Below are 21,421 nucleotides of genomic sequence, written 5' to 3'. Positions count from 1 at the left end.
TGCCCCCGTCGCTCACCGCGTTGGGGGGAAGGTTCACATGGCTCAGTTCTCAATGGAAATTATCTGCCTAACCGGCTCAGTTCCGCATGGAAACCAACACCATCATGTCCGTATCCGTCGGGCCGGGTGCAACAACATTGACCCTAATACCTTTGGATGCGAGTTCTGCTGTCCAGGTTCTTGCATAGGATCGAACGGCTGCTTTGGTTGCGCAGTAGGTGCCGTAACCCGCATAGCCCGCACTTCCAGCGATAGAGCCAATGAGGACGACAGAGCTACTTTCTGTCAATGCAGGAAGTGCAGCCTGGAAACCGAAAACCATCCCTCGGACATTGACGTCGAAGTGACGGTCGAAATGCTCTGGCGTGATCTCGGCGATCTGAGACGGTTCAGAAAGCCCTGCATTCAAAACAAGCGCATCGATCCGACCATATGCTTTGCGGACTGTCTCGACAGCGGCGACCATGTCTTCTGGAGAGCCTGCGTCTGCGGCAATACCGATGACGCCATTACCGATCCCTTGGGCAGCTGTTTCAGCATCTTCGCCTCTGCGACTGGTGATGAAGACATTTGCGCCTTCAGCAGAAAGTCGCTCTGCAATCGCCAGACCAATACCCTTCGCGCCGCCAACGACCAGTGCCACTTTGTTGTTCATTCGAGCCATCATAAGTCCTTTCAATGAATGGTCTCACCATGATATACAGTGGATATCTGATATCAATTACGCACCTGGAATAGCCTAGATATGGACGAGTATACCGACCTCGAAGACCTCTCCCATCGTGCACTCTGCGACATGCCGCTGGTGCGGCCAGTGCTGGATAAAATTGCTGACAAATGGACGATCATGATCCTGACAGTGATCTGTCCCAAACCCTCACGCTTCAATGAGATCAAGCGTCGTCTCGATGGGATCACGCATAAGGCTCTGGCCGACGCTTTGAAACGACTTGAGCGAAACGGCCTCGTGACGAGGACGGTGCTTCCAACCCAGCCGATTGGCGTAGAGTACGCAATTACACCGCTCGGTCATTCCCTGAGGGAGCCATTTGAAGCGCTTTGTGCTTGGGCTGAAGCCAATGGTGACAAGGTCGAGGCTGCCACGTTGCGCTATGACAACATGAGAGATCGTGGATGACTGCTTCACCTGTCTTCATTTCAGAATTGCAATTGCCCAGCTCTCTATTAACTGCTTGTATTTTCGCAAAGGCCCTGCCAGCTTACTGGCAAACCTGAGTTCTAGTGGGCAACGGAATGGTTCAAGAAGATATAGCTACATTGATCGGCCTTGTAGCTTTGTCTGATCGGCAAGCTTTCAAGTCGTTGTACAAACGAACCAGCCCGAAACTTTTTGCCATTTGTCTCCGTATTCTTAAAGACCGCACGGATGCCGACGAGGCATTACAGGAGGTCTTCGTTAAGATATGGCAACGCGCAAGGTTGTTCTCTGCCGCCAATGGTACCGCAGATGTTTGGGTAGCTGCTATCGCTCGAAACACGTCTATCGATATGATTAGAGCACGCAAACCGTCCGCGAGCGAACTGAGCGATGTGCCCGATCTGGCGGAGCCCGCCCCAGACCCAGAGCAGAGCCTCTTGCGAAAAGACGCGAGACACGGGATCGACCTTTGCCTGAGTGAACTGGGAGATCAAAAAGCAGACGCCGTACGAAGGGCTTACTTAGATGGCGTTACGTATCAAGAGTTAGCCGATGATCATGGAGTGCCACTAAATACGATGCGAACCTGGCTGCGACGTAGCCTTATGAAACTGAAAGAGTGCTTGGACCGATGACCGAACGCGAAGACAGCGATAGAGACTTGCAAGTCGACGACCCGGTAGCAGCGGAGTACGTACTTGGTGTGCTGTCCTTCACCGAACGTCAGCAGGTGGAAAAGCGTATGCGGTCTGACGTTGCTTTCGCGCGGAGGGTTCAACAGTGGGAAAATCGTCTATCCGGCCTTAATGATGACTATCACTCTGTCGAGCCTAGTGCGTCCACATTTGAAGCGATTGAGGCTCGCCTGTTCGAACGACATGATAAATCTTCTCGTGGTTTCATTTCTTCAGTTTGGAATTCACTTGCGTTCTGGCGCGGGCTCAGTGCCTTAAGCATCGCATGTGTGATCGTTGGAGCGGTACTTTCGGCAAATTGGCAGGAGCCGTCGAAGTGGCCACACGTGGCAGAGTTGTCATCGCCTAACGGTCTTTTGGCGCTAATGGTCTCGTACGATGCGAGTTCGGGCCGGATCGCGCTTGCACCGACGGCTTCGACAGGCAAGTCAAAGCAATCACTCGAACTATGGCTAATCCCCACGGACGGAACGCCTCGCTCGTTAGGGATTTTTGATACCCAGAACGATGATGGCATAGTCATACCTGTCGAAATGCGCGAGCAATTACGCAACGGCGTGACGCTCGCCGTTAGTCTTGAGCCGTTTGGCGGGTCTCCCACAGGTCAGCCAACCGGACCTGTTGTTGCAAGCGGAACAACGCGACAACTCTAAAAAAATTCTGGACGACTGAAACTCTGGCTGAAAGTCGCTCGTAGCTTCTCATGTACCGGATACGTCACTTGCAAGGACGCTTGTGGCGATTGGCGGAAACAGAGGAGAAAACGCCATGATGAAGTCCAGCCTGCGCATGATCGCGCTTGCCGCAGCAGTTTCGACCGTCGCATTTGCAGCGCAAGCCAAGAACCCGATGGTCGGTGGCGCTGCGATGTACGAGAACAAGAACATCGTCGAAAATGCCATGAACTCCAAGGACCACACAACGCTGGTTGCTGCCGTCAAGGCCGCTGGTCTGGTTGAGACATTGCAGGACAAAGGCCCGTTCACCGTTTTTGCCCCAACCAATGAGGCATTCGCTGCTTTGCCGAAAGGTACCGTGGAAACACTTCTCAAACCTGAAAACAAAGCGAAGCTTACAAAAATCCTGACTTGCCACGTCGTCGCAGCCGACGCGATGTCTATGGCCATCAAAAAGATGATCAAAGACGATGGCGGCACCCATGACGTAAAAACCGTCGGTGGCTGCGTTCTAAAAGCTAAGGAAAGCAAAGGCAAGATCACGCTGACAGATGAGAACGGTACAGTGGCGCATGTCACCATCGCGGACGTGAAGCAATCTAATGGCGTCATCCACGTCATCGATAAAGTCTTGCTTCCGAAGATGTGATGCTCAAGTAAATCCTTCGTAATGAAGTCTCATTTCTTCATGGTGGGCGCACCAGATATGCGCCCACCAATTGAATCAGGCGAGAAATTCGATCAGGTCTTGGTTCAGGCGATCTGGCACCGTCGCAAACAGGCCGTGAGGCTCACCGTCATACTCAATCAGTTTCGCTCCGGCGATACCCTTTGCTGCGGCACGGCCTGTCGGATCGATTGGCACTGTCTTGTCGCCCGTCCCATGTATGACGAGTGTGGGAACCGTGAACGCCGAGAAATCTGGTCGGAAGTCCGTCTTGCCAAAAGCATCAACGCAATCGATTGTCGCTTTCGGGCTCGCCATAACGCCGAGGACGAAAGACCAGTCCAACACGCCTTGGCTGACCGGGCTGGTTACGAAGCCGACGCCGTAGAACGTTTTGGCAAAGCTTTGCAAGAAGTCGAAACGGTCCTTGCGAATGTCAGATTTCATGCCTTCAAAGACGCTGACATCCACACCGTCAGGATTGGTTTCATCCTTTAGCAAATAACCGGCGACTGATGCGACAAGAACGGCCTTCGATACCTTCGCCGCGCCATGGCGTGAAAGATAACGGGCAATCTCGCCTCCACCCATGGAGAAACCGACCAGAGCTACGCCTTGAAGTTCAAGGCCATCGATAACTGCAGCCAGATCGTCTGCGAAGGTGTCGTAATTGTAGCCGCTGGCAGGATGTCCAGACTGGCCAAAACCACGACGATCATATGTGATGACCCGGAAACCTGCTTCCAGTAGAGCCACTGTCTGGTATTCAAACATGTCGCCGGTCAGCGGCCAGCCGTGGATTAAGATAACAGGCCTGCCTTCACCCATATCCTTGAGATGCAGTTTCGTACCGTCTTTTGCTTCGATGAATGCCATCTGGTGACTCCCTTGATGATGCCGTCGGTAAAGCCTGCCAAAGCACATATGGTTCCTTGATAGCGGTAGGTGCTCGTTGCCATTAATGACGAGATCGATGAAGCTTTCTGCTTTAAATAGCCGCTCACAATTGCCGTTCGATATCAGCCTTGTCGATCACAGACCACACGCGACTGATTTTCTTGCCTTTGAATTCGTAGAATGCGTGCTCATGGAAGACGAGACGCTTCCCGTTGACAGGCAGCGCCATGAATACGCCAACTGGCGAGCAGTCGAATTTGAGACGAGCAGCAATCTTCGAAGGCTCGCAAACTAGAACCTCGGCGTGGAAACTCAGGTCAGGGATATCCTGAAAATCTTTGACGAGCATGTCGCGGTATCCTTCCAGACCAAACGGTCGACCGTTGTGCTTCACCTCGTCATCCACGAAATTCCCGAGTTCATGCCATGCTTGACGGTTCAGGCAGTCAAGATAAGCGAGATAGATATCGCGTGGTTGATGATCGTTCATAAGACTTCTGACCCTATGCATTTTTCAACAAACTCCCAACTGTGGACAGCGGGTGTCTAGTTCTCTGTTTTAACTCAAGATTCCGACCCTGCTTGTCTTGTGGATCGAAGGTGGACAATTTGGCTCACCAAATATGACGATTGACTCAAATAACGCAAAGGAACAAATAGAGAACAAGCCCAGTTTTTGCCGGGTGGCGTAATCGTCCGCAAACGGAGTTCAACATGGGAATAGGCAACGCGAATGCGGTCATTGCCGAGCTTCGAGAGCAAATCGGACACCTCGAAGGCACCGTTGTCCGAAAACGAAAGGTACTGCCGTTCGGTGTCGACGATATCGATGAATGTCTGCCGAATGGTGGTTTGAGTTATGGAGCGATCCACGAATTTGCTGGCGGAGGTACAGGCACGGTCGATGGCGCTGCTGCAGCCCTTTTTGCCGCCGGTATAGCAGCACGAACCAAGGGAAAAATCGTCTGGTGTCTGACAAGGCCGGACCTGTTTTTTCCAGCTTTAGCGCAGGCCGGTCTTCATCATAGCCGCGTCGTCTTTGTCAAAGCAGACAAGGAGGAAGATGTCCTTGCCTCCCTGGAAGAGGGTCTATCGTTTGGTGGTCTTGGTGCCGTGGTCGGCGAGCTGGTTCGCTTACCAATGACGGCGTCTAGACGGCTTCAGCTTGCTGCGGAAAAGACAGGCACCATGGGCCTGATTGTCCGACGATGGCGCAGGCAAACCGAAGCATCGGACTTCGGGCAACCGACCGCGTCGTCGACACGGTGGCGGATATCAGTCCTTCCATCTGAAGAGTTACCAGTGCCGGGCGTGGGCAGGCCGAGATGGTTCATTGAACTGATGAGAGTGAAAGCGGGCGAGTGCGCAGAGTTTATCGTAGGAGCGTGTGATGCCTCGGGTCGTATCGATCTATCTACCGGATTTGGCGACGGACAGGATCAGGAGAGACGATCCCAATATTCCCGTTGAACAGCCTATTGCCGTCATATCGAAATCCGGCTCCAAACGATGGGTTTCGGCAGTAGACAAGGCTGCGCGTACCTCAGGGCTGAAAGTTGGCATGCCCGCTGCGAAGGCACAGGCGATTTTCCGAGGCCTTTTGATGGTCGACGCCGATTCCGCTGCGGATTTCGTCGCACTCGAACGGATTACGTTCTGGGCTCTGAGCCATCATTCCCCAATCGTCGCAGTCGACGAACCAAGCGGCATCGTTATGGATACGGAAGGAGCTGACCATCTTCAAGGAGGCGAGCTTCCGATGATTACCGGCATTGCCAATCGGTTTCGCGCAAAGAAGCTGACTGCCCGCGTTGCCATTGCCGATACTTGGGGCGCAGCGCATGCATGTGCCCGAGCGATCCAGCGGGAAACCGTAATTGTTCCTGTCGGTGAGACGGTGCGAGCAGTTGAGAATCTGCCGCTGTCGTTACTGAGACTTCCAATAAAGATCGTCGACGATCTCCACACCCTCGGCTTCAAGAGCATTGGTGAGCTGTCGGCGGTGCCTCGGGCACCACTTGCTCTCCGTTTTGGACCCGAAATCGGACGACGTATCGACCAGATGTTTGGGCGGGTTTCCGAGCCTATCAATCCGATACGAACGCCCGACGTCATCGAAGTCAGTCGATCATTTGCCGAACCGATTGGATCGGCAGAGACCATCAACAAGTATGTCGGTCGTCTGGTGGAGCAGCTTGTCGGAGAACTTCAGAAAAGAGGGCTTGGCGTTCGTCGCACCGATCTCATTGTTGAGAAAGTAGACGGCACTCGCCAGGCTATTCGCGCGGGTACCGCTAAACCGGCCCGCAATGTTGCGTGGCTGGCAAAGCTGTTTCGGGATCGCACTGAGAAGATCGATCCTGGTTTCGGCATCGAAAAACTAACGCTTTCAGCCATCATGACGCAGCCGCTCGAAGAAGAGCAGCGCTCGTCCGAGCTGATGGAAGACCAGGATGAAGACCTTACACCGCTAATCGATATCTACGGCAATCGCGGGCAGCGTGTTTATCGTGTCTCGCCGGTAGCGTCCGACGTTCCCGAACGCAGCGTCGCTCGCATTTCTGCGGTTGCACCTGACGATCAGGTCTCATGGGTTCAACAGTGGCGGAGACCGGTTCGGTTGCTGGCTTATCCGGAGCGCATCGAAGCCATTGCCCTTCTGCCAGATCATCCACCCGCCAGCGTCACGTTGAGAGGAAAGCGGCGCAAGGTCATACGAGCCGATGGCCCGGAGCGCATTTTTGGCGAATGGTGGACGCGCGAGACCGAAATGGAGGCAGTCCGCGACTACTTCCTCATTGAGGATGAGAACGGCGAGCGCTTCTGGATTTTTCGTCACGGAGATGGAGTGGACCCTGAGACCGGGTCCCATCGCTGGTTTCTGCATGGACTATTCGCATGAGTTACGCCGAGCTACAGGTCACAACCCAGTTCAGCTTCCTTCGTGGTGCCAGCAGTGCGGAAGAGCTGTTTGCCACAGCCAAAGAACTCGGCATCGAAGCCCTCGGGATTGTCGACCGGAACTCGCTGGCGGGGATTGTCCGAGCCCTTGAGGCGTCACGCTCTACTGGCGTGCGATTGGTTGTCGGCTGCCGCCTTGATCTTCAAGAAGGCATCTCCATCCTCGTATACCCGACAGATAGAGCGGCCTATTCCAGGCTGACCCGTCTGCTGACACTCGGCAAAGAGCGCGGCGGGAAAGCGAACTGTATTCTGACGCTCGATGACCTATCGCGATATGCGGAAGGAATGATCGGCATATTTGTGCCGGACTTTCCGGATGAAACCTGCGCCATCCATCTCCGCAAGATGCGAGATATCTTCGAAGACCGCGCTTACGTCTCCCTCGATCTCCGCCGACGTCCGAACGACCAGGTGAGGTTGTTCGAGCTTTCCAACCTGGCCACACGGTTCAAGGTGAAGACTGTCGTCACCAACGATGTCCTGTTCCATGATCCAAGCCGTCGCCAGCTACAGGACGTTGTCAGCTGTATTCGTACTAATACAACCATCGACGAGGTCGGGTTTCAGCGTGAGCGTCATGCCGACCGATATCTCAAGCCTCCGGAGGAGATGCAGCGTCTCTTTCCACGATATCCCGAAGCCCTCGACCGGACGATGGAGATCGTCAATCGCTGCACGTTCTCGCTTGAGGAGCTGACATACCAATATCCAGAGGAAGCAATCGTATCCGGCATGGATGCCCAGCAATCCCTGGAGCATTATGTTCGCGAGAGCATCCCGGACCGGTATCCAGAAGGCTTGCCGCAAAAGGTGCTGAAAGCCGTCAGGCACGAACTCGATCTCATAAAAGAGATGCGATACGCCCCTTACTTTTTGACCGTATTCAGCATTGTCCGTTTTGCTCGTAGTCAAAACATCATTTGCCAGGGTCGTGGATCAGCGGCAAATTCCGCCATTTGCTATATCCTGGGGATCACATCAATCGATCCCGAGACCAATGATCTGCTGTTCGAGCGGTTCGTATCGAAAGAACGCGACGAACCACCAGACATCGACGTGGATTTTGAACACGAGCGGCGCGAAGAGGTCATCCAGTGGATTTACAAGACATACGGCATGCATAAGGCTGCACTCTGTTCGGCGGTCACTCGATACCGCGCCAAGGGTGCGATCCGCGACGTTGGCAAAGCCTTGGGCCTTCCAGAAGACATCATCAAAGTCCTGTCGTCTGGCATGTGGCATTGGTCTGAGGAGATGGTCAGTAACCAAAAGCTGAAGGATCAGGGCCTGAACCCGGAAGACCGGCGTCTCGCGTTGACCCTCAAGCTTGCACAGCAACTGATGGGAGCCCCGCGTCATCTCGGTCAGCATCCTGGTGGATTTGTACTGACCCATGACCGCCTGGACGATCTCGTCCCCATTGAACCTGCCACGATGGCGGATCGGCAGATCATCGAGTGGGACAAGGACGATATCGAGGCCTTGAAATTCATGAAGGTCGATGTCCTCGCTATCGGGATGCTGACTTGCATGGCAAAAGCGTTCGACCTCATCAAGACGAACAAGCAGATCGATCTTGATCTCGCGAGAATTCCGCAGGAGGACCCAGCCACCTACGCGATGATCCGCAAAGCCGATACGCTTGGCACTTTCCAGGTCGAAAGTCGGGCTCAGATGGCGATGTTGCCGAGACTAAAACCCAGAACATTCTACGACCTAGTTGTTCAGGTCGCTATAGTTCGACCGGGTCCGATCCAAGGTGACATGGTGCATCCGTATTTGCGACGCCGCGAAGGTAAAGAGCCTGTCGACTATCCGACGCCGGAGCTTGAAGCCGTCCTTGGGAAAACGCTCGGTGTTCCCCTCTTTCAGGAGAGCGCAATGCGAGTGGCGATGGTGTGCGCAGGGTTTTCCGGCGGCGAGGCTGACCAGCTTCGTAAAAGCATGGCGACCTTCAAGTTCACAGGCGGCGTTTCCAAATTCAAGAACAAGCTGATCGATGGCATGGTGAAAAACGGATATACCGCCGAGTTTGCCGAAAAGACATTCGGCCAGCTGGAAGGGTTTGGAAGCTACGGTTTTCCGGAATCCCACGCCGCCAGCTTCGCGTTGATCGCCTATGCATCTTGCTGGGTGAAGAAGCATCATCCTGACGCGTTCTGTGCTGCGTTGATAAACTCCCAACCAATGGGGTTCTACGCCGTCGCGCAGATCGTCGGCGACGCCAAAAACCATGGCGTCGAGATACGTCCGGTTTGCGTCAATCGATCTAGATGGGACTGCACCCTGGAGAGGATTGGAAATACCGACCGGCACGCCGTCAGGCTCGGTATGCGCCTGGTCAAGGGGCTTGCGGCGGCGGACGCTGCAAGGATCGTGACCGCCCGCATGGATCAGCCATTTGAAAGCGTAGACGACATGTGGCGGCGGTCTGGAGTTCCTGCTGCATCTCTGGTGGAGCTAGCCGAAGCTGATGCATTCCTGCCGTCGTTACAGATGGAGCGACGGGACGCATTGTGGGCCATCAAGGCTCTTCGCGATGAGCCCCTGCCTCTGTTCGCTGCCGCTGCCGAACGAGAATCCAGAGCCATTGCTGAACAGCAAGAACCGGACGTCGAGCTGCGACAGATGACGGAAGGTCATAATGTGGTTGCTGATTACAGCCACATCGGTCTGACTCTTCGAGACCACCCACTGACGTTCTTACGCCAAGACTTGGCCAGGCGGCGTATTGTCACCTGCTCGGAGGCGATGAACGCCCGTGACGGCCGGTGGCTGATGACGGCCGGACTGGTGCTCGTTCGCCAGAAACCTGGGTCAGCAAAAGGCGTCATGTTCTTGACTATCGAAGACGAGACCGGTGCAGCAAATGTTGTCGTCTGGCCGAAGCTGTTCGAGCGCAGCCGTAAAGTGGTCCTCGGTTCCTCTATGATGGCGATCAACGGGCGCATCCAGCGTGAGGGTGATGTGGTCCATCTCGTGGCCCAGCAGCTCTTCGATCTGTCCGGCGATCTATCGCGTCTTTCTGATCGTGATCTCGATTTCAAGTTACAGACAGGTCGAGGTGATGAATTCGCGCACGGTTCACCGGGCACAGATGCGCGGACGCCGAAGCCTCGCGACATCTTCATACCGGACCTTCATATCGATACGCTGAAGGTGAAGAGTAGGAATTTTCACTGAGCCAAAACGCGCAATTGAAAAGACATGTTTATGAAAACTGTGGCTTAACACTTATAGTTGTACTTTGCGATCTGGATCAGTATTTGGGGCTCTATGACCTCGTCTCCCTCCGCTTTATTTTAATACAAAAAGCGCTCAACAAACGGCACCAGATGTCATAAGATTATTACAATTCTAGCTGCCATCTGTTAGCCCTAGCTATCTGATCTAATGAAGGAATTTAAGAATTATGAGTAGCAATGAAATTTCGAATGAAGTCGAAAAAGCGGACGCAAGAAAATTAATTTTGAGCATCTTAAAAGACGAGCCCGCCTTTCAAGAGAATGGCGTATTAACCTCAAAAATTGGAGAGTATTTTAAAAATAGAGACCCACAAAGTCGGTCTTTTAAAGAAGTGTTCCCGGACACAACCATAACTCAATTCTTGAAAGATAATTTGTCGGACGAAGTTAAGCTTGCGAAAGACCCAAGCAACCCAATAAAAATTTTCGCTAGAGCGAATTCAGCTTTATCCGGAGAATTTCAAGAGGCTCCAGCCGTAAATGCGAGTTCGAAAATCCCCAAAAAGCTTTTTAAATTACGCGCGTTTTTATTGGCACTCAGCGAAGAAGAGAGGAAAAAGTTCTCGTTAGACGGCGCACTTCTGTTGTCCCTTTTGAGGGATGAAGTTTGAAGCGGTATCTTTTAATTGCACTTGGCTTCACCACCCAGAATTTAGATGTCTTACATTTGGAAGTCGCTAAACGTGGTTTTTCCGACCGTATTCGGATTGTCAGTCGTCCATATCCAAAAAAATCTCGTATTGAACAAAATACGTTCGACTCTTCAGATTTTGACTTTGTCATTGACGCAGCCTACCGCTCATTGTTCGAGGATAAAGGTCAAACGCTATTCTGCAATCACGAACACAAAGTGTGTGCTCTCCAGTTCGGGAGAACAAAAAAGTCGTGCGTAAATCTTGACCCGTCTCGGTGCCGAGAAAGTAGGCCAGACGTTATCATCCTGGCCTACCTGGCAAATCCAAGTTTTCGAATGGGTGGCCGCGTCGGGCGCTTCGCATTGCCTTTGAAATGTCCGGAAGACCTTTTCGGCAAAAGTGAGCGCTTAGCTCATTACTGCATCAGCCAAATTGATTACGTTGAAGAAAAGCAATGCTGGATACCGTTCAGTGAGAAAGCAAGCAGGAGAATGTTATTGCTCCCGCTTAGAAATTTCGAGAACGGTGAGCGCGTAGTTGCTTTAAATTCTATTCAGAGCCCTGCGGACTTTATTGCCTTCAAAGACATGGTAGAAGACATCGTGACAAAAAAAGGTCAGAAGATTATCGATAAACGCGATATGGAGTTTAAAGTGGATATCCCACATCGATATCCAACGAACGACGTAGACAAAATTCATTTGCTGAACGCACATTACAGGCATGGCTTCTGGTTTGACTGTCGCCATCACTACGATGTGACGGAAAAGGATGACGCATATGTTAGAAAAGTCAAAATGGTGGAGATCAAGACTAATGACCACGACCATTTCAGTGGTGACCATCTAAACATTTTCTCGAATGACGAAATACAATAAGAATACCCTGCCCAATTGCTTGAGCAGGGTAAATTCACTGTGCTCTGGCTTTGCATTTCCACAACGAACAGCATTTGCAAAATGCGTTGTCCGTTGGAGGCTCCTTTCGTACCGGCTTTGATGTACACTCAAGCCTCACAGAAAAGCACGGGCGTCACTGAATGCCATGAGCACGGTACCATAGGTACATAAGCAATCAGCTGGTCCAACCTAGCAAGCTATATATGGGCTGCTGGCTTTCATATGTCAAACTATTTTAACGGCAGTCGCTAACCAACGGACATTGAACATATTCTATCGCAATGCCTTCCCCACTGAGGGGTGCAGTGGAAATCTCGGTTTGGAGTTGTTTCGCATACGCAATTTTTGCCCATGTATATCAATTTGATGACAGCAAAAATAGGAGGCAGCGAATCGCCTGTCCGTACAGGGGGGAATCCCCCTGGGCCATAACCAGCTTCGGTAATCCGAAGGTTCTAACCTCCAGCGCATTAGCACGATGTGTTGGGTAAGCTTGTGAAGACTGGTTTTAATTTGGGGGCGACATGTGCTGGTATGCTTGTGTCGACCGCAGCATTTGCGGCACCTCCTGACATCGAATGGCGTGACCACAACGGCAGTCAGATGACCGTCGAATACAAATTTGACGCCGTCCGCTACGCATTGCCAAAGGCCAACCTAAAAGGCATCATTGAACGAAATCAGGTAGCATTCGCCGGGCGCATTGAATATCGCGACAAAGCCGAAGGGACAGCCTACGTCTACAAACGGGGATGTGACTGGGTGGAATACCCCGTTTCGGGGCGATATGACGCCTCAGTTCCTGGTTTCGTTCTGATAAGAAAAGCGCCAATTCGCGGGCAAGGCGGATGCAAAGTCATCGGCTACACGGCGAAATCCACTAATGCGCGGCTAGTGTTTGTAGACACGGAACAGAAATCCAAGCGCGAGCAGGGTGCGGCTGCAGCGGCGATCTACGACGACGAGAGCCAACCCGGATGGGGCGACGGCTTCTTGGATAGCGATGGCAAGGTCGGCCAATCACCCAGATGATCAAAAACTGCAGCTCGGCCAACCGCCCAATCTTCTGCTCGAAAAAACTCGAAACCCGCCTCAGGAATGAAAAGATGTTCGCTCTTCTCGCAAACAAAAAGGCAATGCTCGCATTCTGGCTCGTGATCTCAGCCGTATCCTGGATTCTAACACTCTCCGGCATTTCGACATCCTCATGGGTGTTGTCGCTATTTGATGTGATTGATATTGCGCCAACGATCTTCACCGCACTTGGCATCACCACAATTGCATTCTTGGCGACAAAATCATTCAGGTTCCCCGTCTGGAATGTCCGTTTGTTTAGCCTTGTTGCTGTCTTCCTTGGCATTGGGCTTTTGAATGCAGTTGTGTTCGGTGGTGATCTTTTCCCGGACAGCGCATTCAATGCACTGATGTTTTTCGCGCTCGCATTTGTCGGTTTCCTGTGCCGTTTGGCCGAAATTACCGGCATTCGCGGTATGAAAGGTGCAGGGAAAAATCTTAATAGCGTAAGCGGTGAAATTATCTCGGTGGGCTCTTATAATCAGCACAATGAGGAGAATGAGTACAGCTACATTGACATCAAAGACCGGGAGGCAGGGGTGATTACACGAATTACGTCGATCCGCGCGGCCGCCGACATAGCCGATCTGATCGCTCCCGGCCGCGACGTTGTAATCTTCTTCATGAGTTTCCGGTTTCTATTTTTGAAGATGAAGACCGTGGTTCGGTTGGATGCGGCAGGGCGTTCCCATGTGCCAAATCAGAAAAGCTTTGTAACCAACGTTGCGACATTCTTCGCGATGCTTCTCGTCTTCACGCTCATTATTGGCTTCTTCACGTTCCTGATTTTTATCCCTCTCTTATGGATGACAGTCGCAGTTGCTGCCCTCTGGTATGTCTTCACATATACAATTTATCGTTTTGCGCTGTCCGCCTACGCCGCCCATGCTGGCGGAGGTAACGGCGGAACAGAAACCGGGATCGTCCGGACGATATGAATCGAAACAAACTTGAAAACGATCTGTCTAAATGACCAGCCCGCCCGCGATCCACAATGCTACGAGGTGTTGAAGATTGCGGGCACCAGACTTCCGCTTTAGTCGTTCCAAACGATGTTCAACTGTTCGATACGAGAGCTGCAGATGATGGCCGATTTCTTTGTGCGACAGGCCTTCGCTCAAAAGCTGGAGCACGCTGGCATCAACGCTGTCGGTATCGAGACGTGACGCTTGGGGCAGCAGTCGGTTGATCTTCAAGAAAGCAATGCACCATTCGCTCCGTCCCCGGGCGCGTCTTTGCGGGATCAACAGTTGTTCATATGCTATTATTGCACCGGCAATGGTCGTCATACCTTTCGAAAGCGACGGTCGTTGCTTTTCAAGCACCTCGCTCAACTTCGGGATGGCCACATTTTCCAGGTATTTGCGGTCTGGAAAACTGCCGAACAAACACGTTTCCTGCATTAGTAAGAAATCGGACATTTTGGTCGCGACGGTGTATCGGCGTACAAATTCGATGGAAAAGTCCATCGGCTTAGCAGCTGTACAGTCGACGACGGCTAGCACCATATCCGGCCGAATTGCCGCAACGGTAGTGTGGTAGAGGCTAATGGCTTCTGCGCTTTCGCCCCGGGAAATCCAGGCATCAAGCAACTCTTGAACGCATGCAGAGAATGACTTCATGCCGCGTGTCGCCTGAGACCAAGGGCCGTTAAGGAAATCGAGCGAAAACAACCGCCGGACAAAACGAACCAATTTTGTCACCCAGCGGACGGAGCCTTTGTGACATGCATATTTCCTTGAGATTCTCGACCGGAAACAACCTCTCAATGCCGGTAAACTTCACGGGACAAAATTGGTGACTTATGTCAACCGAACCGGCGGCGGAAATTCGGGATAGTCATGAAAATCGGTTACGCAAGGGTATCTACAACGGATCAAAACCTGGACCTCCAGCTCAACGCTTTAATCGATGCCGGATGCGATATCATTTTTAAAGACCATGGAATTTCAGGGGTTGCGGCTGTGAGGCCCGGCTTATCGAAAGCCGTTAGGAAACTGAAATCGGGAGACACCCTGATCGTCTGGAGACTAGACCGCCTGGGTCGTTCTCTGCCAAGCTTGATCAAGACTGTCTCATCACTGAGGAAGCGAAAAATCGAGTTTCGATCCCTGACAGAGGCAATAGACACTGGCACGCCAGCTGGAAATCTCGTCTTCCATATTTTCGGGGCAATCTCCGAATTTGAGCGTTGCCTAATAGCAGAGCGGTCTGCTGCGGGAATTGCCGCCGCCAGAGCTAGGGGGCAACAACTCGGTCGGCGACCTTCTCTGACAACCGAGCAGATCGAGGATGTACGTCAAGCACGCTTCCGCCAAAACCTGTCCATTGACGTCATCGCATTGAAATACGGCGTACACCCAAGAACCGTCCGCCGCTATTTGAGCCGACGGCCTAAAGCGGTATTTTGACGCCGACGCTCAGGTCTGTGCGTGGGACGCAATACTAACATCGACAACTTAAAACTAGTGGATATGCTTGTGTAAATTCACTGCTGCGCCGAGACTTGCGAGGCGAGGTAACGGGAAATCCTGATCCTGATTTGATTGTATGCATTACGACGAGAGCGTGAGAGGCAGCGGACAACGAGCACCTAACTAGAAAGAAAGGAGTTTCGATATTCAGAGTTATTCCAACGCTACCTTCATTACGTTATTCTTGAGGATAGCGTGCAGTTGAGATTTCATCTCTATTGAACTTTGGAGCGATTCGACCCACATATCTTTCATCCGATCACGAAGGGAAACCTGGGGGAGCGGAGAATTACTTGAAGCTGTCAAGCCCGAAGGCCGCCAGCAGGTATGCCATGATGTCCATCCGGACCTCCAGGTATAGCTGGACGCTCAAGGTACATGACGAGCAATCGTACATGCAGCCAATATAGTCCATTATCTCGAATACATGTGCCGTTAGGGTATTTCATACCTGTGCTAAACAGTCGGGGGCGAAAGGTTAACTGGAAGCACACCGGTCCTTTTGCCCCCTCTCGCTTCCGAGGACCACCGTGAAAGCCTGGACAGCTTCAGTTAGGCGATACCCACATTTTGACCCCGTAATTTCCGAAGCTGAAGCAACGGATATAGCCACTGATCCGGATCGCGTCAGGTTGCATACGTTCTATCCTTTTCTTCGGTACGATGAAGGCTGGAACGCTTATGCTGAAAAAGGCAAAAGCGGCAAGCGCAAGGATCGTCCCATTCGGTTTGCAGCCCGACTTGATAGCTGCATATTCTCTTACTATCGCCACCTTCTCTCAGCTCCTTATGAAACGAAACTCCAGTCAGAGGGACTGGCGGACGCGGTCATCGCCTATCGTCGTATTGCAAAAGCCAGCGGAGGAGGCGGACAGAGCAACATCGATTTCAGTCTATCGGCTGTAGAGGCTATCCAGTCACAGGGGGATTGTTGCAGCATCGCGCTTGATATCAGCAGCTTTTTTGAGACCCTTGACCACGACCGTCTCCGCGATGTCTGGGCCGAACTGCTTGGTGTCCCAAGATTGCCAAACGACCACTTCAAGGTCTTTCAGGCAATTACACGTTACGCTCATGTTGACGTCATTCAGGCCTATACGCGACTAGGGTTCTACGGTGATAAAACGGACCGCCACGGGAGAACACGACCTGGTTATTTGAAACCGAGGAAGGAAATCCCAGTCCAACTCTGCGATGGGCGGACTTTCCAAGCCAAGATCGCGCGGTCAGCAACCCAACCTTCCATTATTGAAGTCAACAAATGCGGCAAGGGCGTCCCTCAGGGGGCACCGCTCTCCGACCTTTTGGCAAACGCCTATCTGTTGGATTTTGATAAATACCTTCGCGACGTCTGCAGCGAGTTCGGTGGTAAGTTTTTCAGGTATTCTGACGACATACTTGTGATCGCACCAATCTCTGAAATAGATGCACGCAAGCTCGAAGCTGACATCCGAGGAGCAATATCTACCTACGGCAAAGGCCTTGTAATCAAGGAGGAAAAATCAGCCATCCATCGCTTCGAAGTCAATGGTGACAGACAGGCAGTATTCACGGTCAAAGCCGCCGACAAGAGTGGCAATCCTATGCCTAGCAAGCCGTTTGAGTATCTTGGTTTTCGTTACGATGGGAAGCATGTTTACATACGCGACAAGACGATGAGCAATCTTCATCGAAAAGTTGCATCGGTTTGTAGAGCAACGGCAATCCGGCAAGCGAAGCGATATCGTGGAAAGACTGTTCACGACATCCTTGCGTTGACCAACATCGAAAAACTAATTCAGGCGTTTGGCTCGGTGAAGGACTTCAAAAGTAAGTCAGCTGATTATCGCAAATGGACGTTCACAACCTATGCCAAACGCGCATCAAAAACGATGGGACCTTTGGGTAAGCCAATAGAACGTCAGATAAAAAACCTAAGGAGCGCGATCCATAGGAAGCTTGAGTATGAGCTGAACCGCGCACGATAGCGTTCGCTTAGGTCGAGGTGTAGCACATCATTTTCCAAGCAGACCAAGAAGGGCTTCAAAAGTAGAATTTTGTCGGGCTTTATGATCGAGGAGATTTTGATGAAGATGGTTGAGCGAATCAGTCGTAACGTGCGGGGTGGTTGTGGAAGACGTTGACCATGGTAAGTCGATGGCCGACTTTGTCGCCGCGCTTGCGGGCGATCATGACGACTTGGGAGCGCGAATCCGCAAGGTATCGCACACCGCGAAATCTGGTTCTGCCTGTGTAAATATCCACGCGCATTTTCTCGCTTTCCGCAATGGGCTTCCAACCCTACATGAATTTGTGGAAATTCTGTCGGCCAAGCTGATTGGCTTCTGCTTGCCGAGAAAACACATCCAAGACGCTCAGGCGGGATGGGCCGGTTTGCCACCGATGAAACAGTTAGAGAAGGCCGTCCACCTCCAGAACAAGGCCATTGACCTTTTCAAGCGGGCCAACAAAAGCTCCAGCAGAAATGGAGAATTTGGTGAGGTCATCACCTACTTGCTGATTGAATCGGTTCTTCGCGCCCCGCAATTCATCGCGAAGATGAGCCTCAAAACCAACTCACAGATGCCGGTACATGGGTCAGATGGAATCCACCTGAGCTACGACGCAGCAACCAAGCAGCTCAAACTGTATTGGGGAGAGGCTAAATGTTATCAGGCCGTAAATACAGCGATAGAAAGCGCTATCAAATCCGTTGGTGAGAACCTTCAGCAAAACAAGATGTCACACGAATTGTTCCTGATCGAGCAGCATTTTGACCTGTCGGGGTTTCCTGCGGACTACAAAGAAGCGATCCTTTCCTTCCTCGATCCCTATTCCGAAAACTCGAACATTCGGGTCGACGTTTCGGTCGTTTTCATAGCGTTTGATTTTGCGGCCTTTGCCGAAATGAAAGCACTGGAACCCGGCCTAGTGGAGGCCGCTTTTGCAGAAGAACTAAGAAATGCGCTCCCAGCGCTGGCAGTCCGTATCGATGATACATTAGCCAAGCACAGCGTACCAAGCCACGCCATCGAGGTGTTTTTCCTTCCTGTCGCATCAGTCAAGGATTTGCGCGAACAGTTTCAAAACCGGATCGGGTGGACAACATGATTCAGGAGTTGTCGGATCGAATTTGGAAAAACTCCGTCTTTCACAGCCAGCTCGATACGTTGATCAGCGCTTGGCTTCAGCATGAACTGCAGATTACAGCAACAATGAACCTGTCGGACAAGGACATGGCGCGTTGTATTCAAGCTGCAGCAATCCTTTCGAAAAGCGACGATCCTATGCGTCAGCGAGCAGCCTACAGCATCGCTGCGTGCGCAAACGACCTTCGGTCTGAGGAACTTCCTGGCTTAGCTGGTACTTTGCGATTGGTGCTTACGGGACTTGGCAACTTTCCGGCGTTTACAACGTCTGCGGTAATTAACGACTTCCGCCGATTGCCGATGCAGTCGGCAGTCTATGAGGAACTCCGTCGCGCAACGAATGCGGTATCAATCGGGGATGAAACGGTTGTACTGACTGATTTTCAGGCCCGACTGTGGCAGTTGCTGACTGGCGGATATCGCGTCGCAATATCAGCGCCGACTTCAGCTGGAAAGTCTTTCGTCCTACAGCAGTATTTGCGCGGGCTGGTCCGGGCCGGAAAGCTTGAGCAGGCCTGCTACATTGTGCCCAGCCGTGCGTTAATAGCTCAGGTCACAGACGCAATCGTAACGTGGCGTCAAGCGAACGGGTTTGTGGATGTGTCTGTCGTCAATGTGCCTATGACTGCTGAGGTCGAGCTGCCGAGGAAAGCGATCTTCGTGCTGACACAGGAGAGGCTTCAGGCGCTTATGGGGTCTCATCCCGATTTTGCGCCGACATTGATTATATCTGACGAGGCTCAGAGTATCGAAGAAGGCTCTCGGGGCGTGCTCCTGCAGAATGTCATCGACAAGCTGTTGGCTCGGGCACCGAACGCTCAGCTCGTATTTGCTGGCCCTAACATCAAGAACCTAGATGCATTCGCCAAGATATTTGGCATCGATAAGGTCGAAGAAGTCCAGAGCCGATCACCAAGTGTCGTACAGAACTTGGTTGTCGTGAATACGAGATCACCGATTAGAGGGCGGGTTTTTGTTCAGCGGCTGACGGCTGACGGTCGAACCGACTTGGGATACATGGAGATTGGCAAAGCACTTCCAAGCACCAGGGAACGCCTCGTTCGAATTGCGGACCGATTTGGTCGGCAGAAGCCATCGATTGTATACGCCAATAGGCCATCCGACGCTGAGGGTGTGGCGCTCGGATTAGAGGAGTTAAATCGGTCGACTGAGCCGAATGAGCGGCTGCTTGAGTTATCGGAATTCGTCAAAGTTGCAGTACACCCAGAGTACGATTTGGCGAAATGCTTGTTGCGTGGCATCGGCTTCCACTACGGTCGTATCCCAGCCTTGGTCCGCCGGGGCGTAGAAAGCGCCTTCAGCGACGGCGACATCCGCTTTCTCGTTACGACAAGCACCCTTATCCAAGGCGTGAACTTCCCCGCAGCCAATCTTTTTGTTTGCAAACCTAAGAAAGGCCAATCAACCGATCTTGAACCTGCCGAATTCTGGAATTTGGCGGGTCGAGCAGGGCGGCTCGGCAAGGAGTTTCAGGGAAACATCTTTCTGATCGACTACGATGACTGGACGACAAGCCCTGCCGACAAAGGCAACGAGATCGAGTTGAAGAGCTTTTTGACGGAGACCCTTTCCACCCGCGTCGACGAGGTTGAAGCTTGTGCATTGGAGAGTAACCCGCAGCGTGAAACCTCCGATCTCGCTGACGTGGAGGCTACGTTCGCTAGATTGCTGGCAGATCACATGGCGGGACGCCTTGATCAGACGCTCACGCGTTGTGATGTAGAGGAGGATGATCGAGATCGGTTGCGTAAGGCGCTCGATGTCGCGCAGTCCAGAGTGTCACTTCCTTCGGAAACGATTGAGTCAGCGCCGACGGTATCCGCGCTCCGACAGCAGCGCCTTGCGACCTACCTAAAATCGGAGATCAAGGGCGGTGGTATTCGAAGACTAGAGGAGTTGATCCCGCGCCATCCCCGTGACGACGACGCATGGAAGACCCTGTCTGAGATTTATCGCATATGCCATGAACAAATTCTGTCGGTCGATGTCCCAAGGCTCCACTTAAGAATGGCGGCTATATCGCTAAGCTGGATGAGAGGTGATCCTCTTCCCGCAATCATTGAAAAAAACCGGGAATACAACAAGGGCGACACAATATCAGCAGTCATCCGCAATACCCTAAACGACATCGAGCAGGAGGTGCGTTTCAAGTATTTCCGGTTGGCCACATGCTATATCAGTGTACTGGCACATTGCCTGAAGGAAGCAGGCCATACCGACTACCTGTCCAGCTTATCCTCTTTGCCGACTTACCTTGAAATGGGAGCGTCCGATCAAACAATGATCAGCTTCATCGCCTTGGGCCTGTCACGTCATACCGCAAAGGAACTGATGGAGTTTACGGTAGAAAAAGAAATGGACCCCGCTACTGCTTTGAAATGGTTGCGACAGGAGAATTTCGACAGCCGTATCGCTTCCCCCATGGTTAGACAGGATATCGTCAGAGTTCTTGAAAGCGCTGGAGCCGCTTAATCTACAGGCGCAGGCTCAGTAGAGATGCAGGTATGATAAGAAAATTTATCCCAAGTCCCGTCGAGCCGGACGACGCGAAAGCATTGCGTTGCATAGTCCGCTGCTTGGACCTCGAAATGGTGAATACCGTCGCCAATTTTCTCTACGCTTTCCGGATGCCGCTCAAGCAAACTTGCTAGGTGTTGGCCATCCGCTTCCGAGACAGTCTCTCCTGGTCGATAGCGATTTAGCATCTCTGCAAAGTATTTGCTGGCATCGCCTTTCTTATCGAAAGAGAGAGTTTTCAAGATAACTGGGCGGCCACGAGCCATACAAAGAGGTGGCTCAGTTTGTTTGAACAGTTTCGGGCGTTTCGCTAAGTGGATTTCCGCCTCGATTATGCCGCCACCATCATTGGCGTCAGCGCGTTGAAGT

20 protein-coding genes are annotated in these 21,421 nt (G+C 52.2%); 15 read left to right on the top strand and 5 right to left on the bottom strand.

Annotation, left to right across the window (positions count from 1 at the left end; translation table 11 throughout):
• Window positions 1-76 precede the first annotated feature (76 nt).
• A complete protein-coding gene (locus G6L28_RS21065) occupies window positions 77-655 on the bottom strand; it encodes an SDR family NAD(P)-dependent oxidoreductase (protein ID WP_234902682.1) in 579 nt (192 codons plus the stop codon).
• A gap of 90 nt (window positions 656-745) precedes the next feature.
• Here G6L28_RS21065 and G6L28_RS21060 point away from each other — a divergent pair, with 90 nt between their 5' ends.
• The 4 genes from G6L28_RS21060 (at window position 746) to G6L28_RS21045 (ending at window position 3,180) form a co-directional block, all read left to right on the top strand.
• Window positions 746-1,138, top strand: a complete 393-nt coding sequence (locus tag G6L28_RS21060; RefSeq protein ID WP_174066232.1) for a winged helix-turn-helix transcriptional regulator — start codon at window positions 746-748, stop codon at window positions 1,136-1,138.
• Between the two features lie 116 nt (window positions 1,139-1,254).
• Window positions 1,255-1,794 (top strand): sigma-70 family RNA polymerase sigma factor, encoded by a 540-nt coding sequence (locus G6L28_RS21055; protein WP_174066230.1) that lies wholly within the window; start codon window positions 1,255-1,257, stop codon window positions 1,792-1,794.
• Window positions 1,791-2,507, top strand: coding sequence for an anti-sigma factor (locus G6L28_RS21050; protein WP_174066228.1), 717 nt, complete (start codon window positions 1,791-1,793; stop codon window positions 2,505-2,507). The genes G6L28_RS21055 and G6L28_RS21050 overlap by 4 nt, the downstream gene beginning before the upstream one ends.
• 115 nt (window positions 2,508-2,622) lie before the next feature.
• A complete protein-coding gene (locus G6L28_RS21045; RefSeq protein WP_174066226.1) occupies window positions 2,623-3,180 on the top strand; it encodes a fasciclin domain-containing protein in 558 nt (185 codons plus the stop codon).
• A gap of 75 nt (window positions 3,181-3,255) precedes the next feature.
• Here the strand turns inward: G6L28_RS21045 and G6L28_RS21040 are convergent, their stop codons facing one another.
• Window positions 3,256-4,074: an alpha/beta fold hydrolase gene (locus G6L28_RS21040; RefSeq protein ID WP_174066224.1), complete on the bottom strand. Its 819-nt coding sequence runs from the start codon at window positions 4,072-4,074 to the stop codon at window positions 3,256-3,258.
• A gap of 124 nt (window positions 4,075-4,198) precedes the next feature.
• The gene (locus G6L28_RS21035) at window positions 4,199-4,585 is read right to left on the bottom strand and encodes an ester cyclase (RefSeq protein WP_174066222.1); all 387 of its coding nucleotides are present in this window, start codon (window positions 4,583-4,585) and stop codon (window positions 4,199-4,201) included.
• A 224-nt stretch (window positions 4,586-4,809) separates the two neighbouring features.
• Between G6L28_RS21035 and G6L28_RS21030 the strand changes: the two genes are divergently transcribed.
• The 7 genes from G6L28_RS21030 (at window position 4,810) to G6L28_RS21000 (ending at window position 13,850) form a co-directional block, all read left to right on the top strand.
• Window positions 4,810-5,565 carry an ImuA family protein gene (locus G6L28_RS21030; protein ID WP_174066220.1) on the top strand — a complete coding sequence of 252 codons (756 nt, stop codon included), beginning with the start codon at window positions 4,810-4,812 and terminating at the stop codon, window positions 5,563-5,565.
• Window positions 5,486-6,997 carry a Y-family DNA polymerase gene (locus G6L28_RS21025; protein ID WP_174066218.1) on the top strand — a complete coding sequence of 504 codons (1,512 nt, stop codon included), beginning with the start codon at window positions 5,486-5,488 and terminating at the stop codon, window positions 6,995-6,997. The genes G6L28_RS21030 and G6L28_RS21025 overlap by 80 nt, the downstream gene beginning before the upstream one ends.
• The gene (locus G6L28_RS21020) at window positions 6,994-10,242 is read left to right on the top strand and encodes an error-prone DNA polymerase (RefSeq protein ID WP_174066217.1); all 3,249 of its coding nucleotides are present in this window, start codon (window positions 6,994-6,996) and stop codon (window positions 10,240-10,242) included. The genes G6L28_RS21025 and G6L28_RS21020 overlap by 4 nt, the downstream gene beginning before the upstream one ends.
• Window positions 10,243-10,471: 229 nt before the next feature.
• On the top strand, window positions 10,472-10,915 hold the full coding sequence (locus G6L28_RS21015; RefSeq protein WP_174066215.1) for a hypothetical protein: 444 nt from the start codon (window positions 10,472-10,474) through the stop codon (window positions 10,913-10,915).
• Entirely contained in the window at window positions 10,912-11,817 is a 906-nt protein-coding gene (locus tag G6L28_RS21010) for a hypothetical protein (RefSeq protein ID WP_174066213.1), read from the top strand. The genes G6L28_RS21015 and G6L28_RS21010 overlap by 4 nt, the downstream gene beginning before the upstream one ends.
• A 555-nt stretch (window positions 11,818-12,372) precedes the next feature.
• On the top strand, window positions 12,373-12,870 hold the full coding sequence (locus G6L28_RS21005; protein WP_210265782.1) for a hypothetical protein: 498 nt from the start codon (window positions 12,373-12,375) through the stop codon (window positions 12,868-12,870).
• Between the two features lie 74 nt (window positions 12,871-12,944).
• Window positions 12,945-13,850 (top strand): hypothetical protein, encoded by a 906-nt coding sequence (locus G6L28_RS21000; protein WP_174066209.1) that lies wholly within the window; start codon window positions 12,945-12,947, stop codon window positions 13,848-13,850.
• Between the two features lie 27 nt (window positions 13,851-13,877).
• Here G6L28_RS21000 and G6L28_RS20995 read toward each other — a convergent pair whose 3' ends face one another.
• Window positions 13,878-14,606 (bottom strand): response regulator transcription factor, encoded by a 729-nt coding sequence (locus G6L28_RS20995; protein ID WP_174066208.1) that lies wholly within the window; start codon window positions 14,604-14,606, stop codon window positions 13,878-13,880.
• Between the two features lie 147 nt (window positions 14,607-14,753).
• On the opposite strand from G6L28_RS20995, the gene G6L28_RS20990 reads away from it, so the two are divergent.
• The 4 genes from G6L28_RS20990 to G6L28_RS20975 all read left to right on the top strand — a co-directional run bounded on the left by G6L28_RS20990 (window position 14,754) and on the right by G6L28_RS20975 (window position 21,007).
• Entirely contained in the window at window positions 14,754-15,323 is a 570-nt protein-coding gene (locus G6L28_RS20990) for a recombinase family protein (RefSeq protein WP_174066206.1), read from the top strand.
• A gap of 593 nt (window positions 15,324-15,916) precedes the next feature.
• Window positions 15,917-17,353 carry a reverse transcriptase domain-containing protein gene (locus G6L28_RS20985; RefSeq protein WP_337795795.1) on the top strand — a complete coding sequence of 479 codons (1,437 nt, stop codon included), beginning with the start codon at window positions 15,917-15,919 and terminating at the stop codon, window positions 17,351-17,353.
• 169 nt (window positions 17,354-17,522) lie between these two features.
• Window positions 17,523-18,476 (top strand): HamA C-terminal domain-containing protein, encoded by a 954-nt coding sequence (locus G6L28_RS20980; RefSeq protein ID WP_174066204.1) that lies wholly within the window; start codon window positions 17,523-17,525, stop codon window positions 18,474-18,476.
• The gene (locus tag G6L28_RS20975; protein ID WP_174066202.1) at window positions 18,473-21,007 is read left to right on the top strand and encodes a DEAD/DEAH box helicase; all 2,535 of its coding nucleotides are present in this window, start codon (window positions 18,473-18,475) and stop codon (window positions 21,005-21,007) included. Before G6L28_RS20980 ends, G6L28_RS20975 begins: the two co-directional genes overlap by 4 nt.
• Here G6L28_RS20975 and G6L28_RS20970 read toward each other — a convergent pair.
• The coding region (locus G6L28_RS20970; protein ID WP_174066200.1) for a DCL family protein at window positions 21,004-21,421 on the bottom strand (418 nt) is incomplete at its 5' end. The genes G6L28_RS20975 and G6L28_RS20970 overlap by 4 nt on opposite strands.

The sequence above is a fragment of the Agrobacterium larrymoorei genome, assembly GCF_013322225.1.
Lineage (GTDB): Bacteria > Pseudomonadota > Alphaproteobacteria > Rhizobiales > Rhizobiaceae > Agrobacterium > Agrobacterium larrymoorei_A.
Note: the sequence above shows the minus strand (reverse complement) of the source record. Positions and strands in the feature narration are given on the sequence as shown.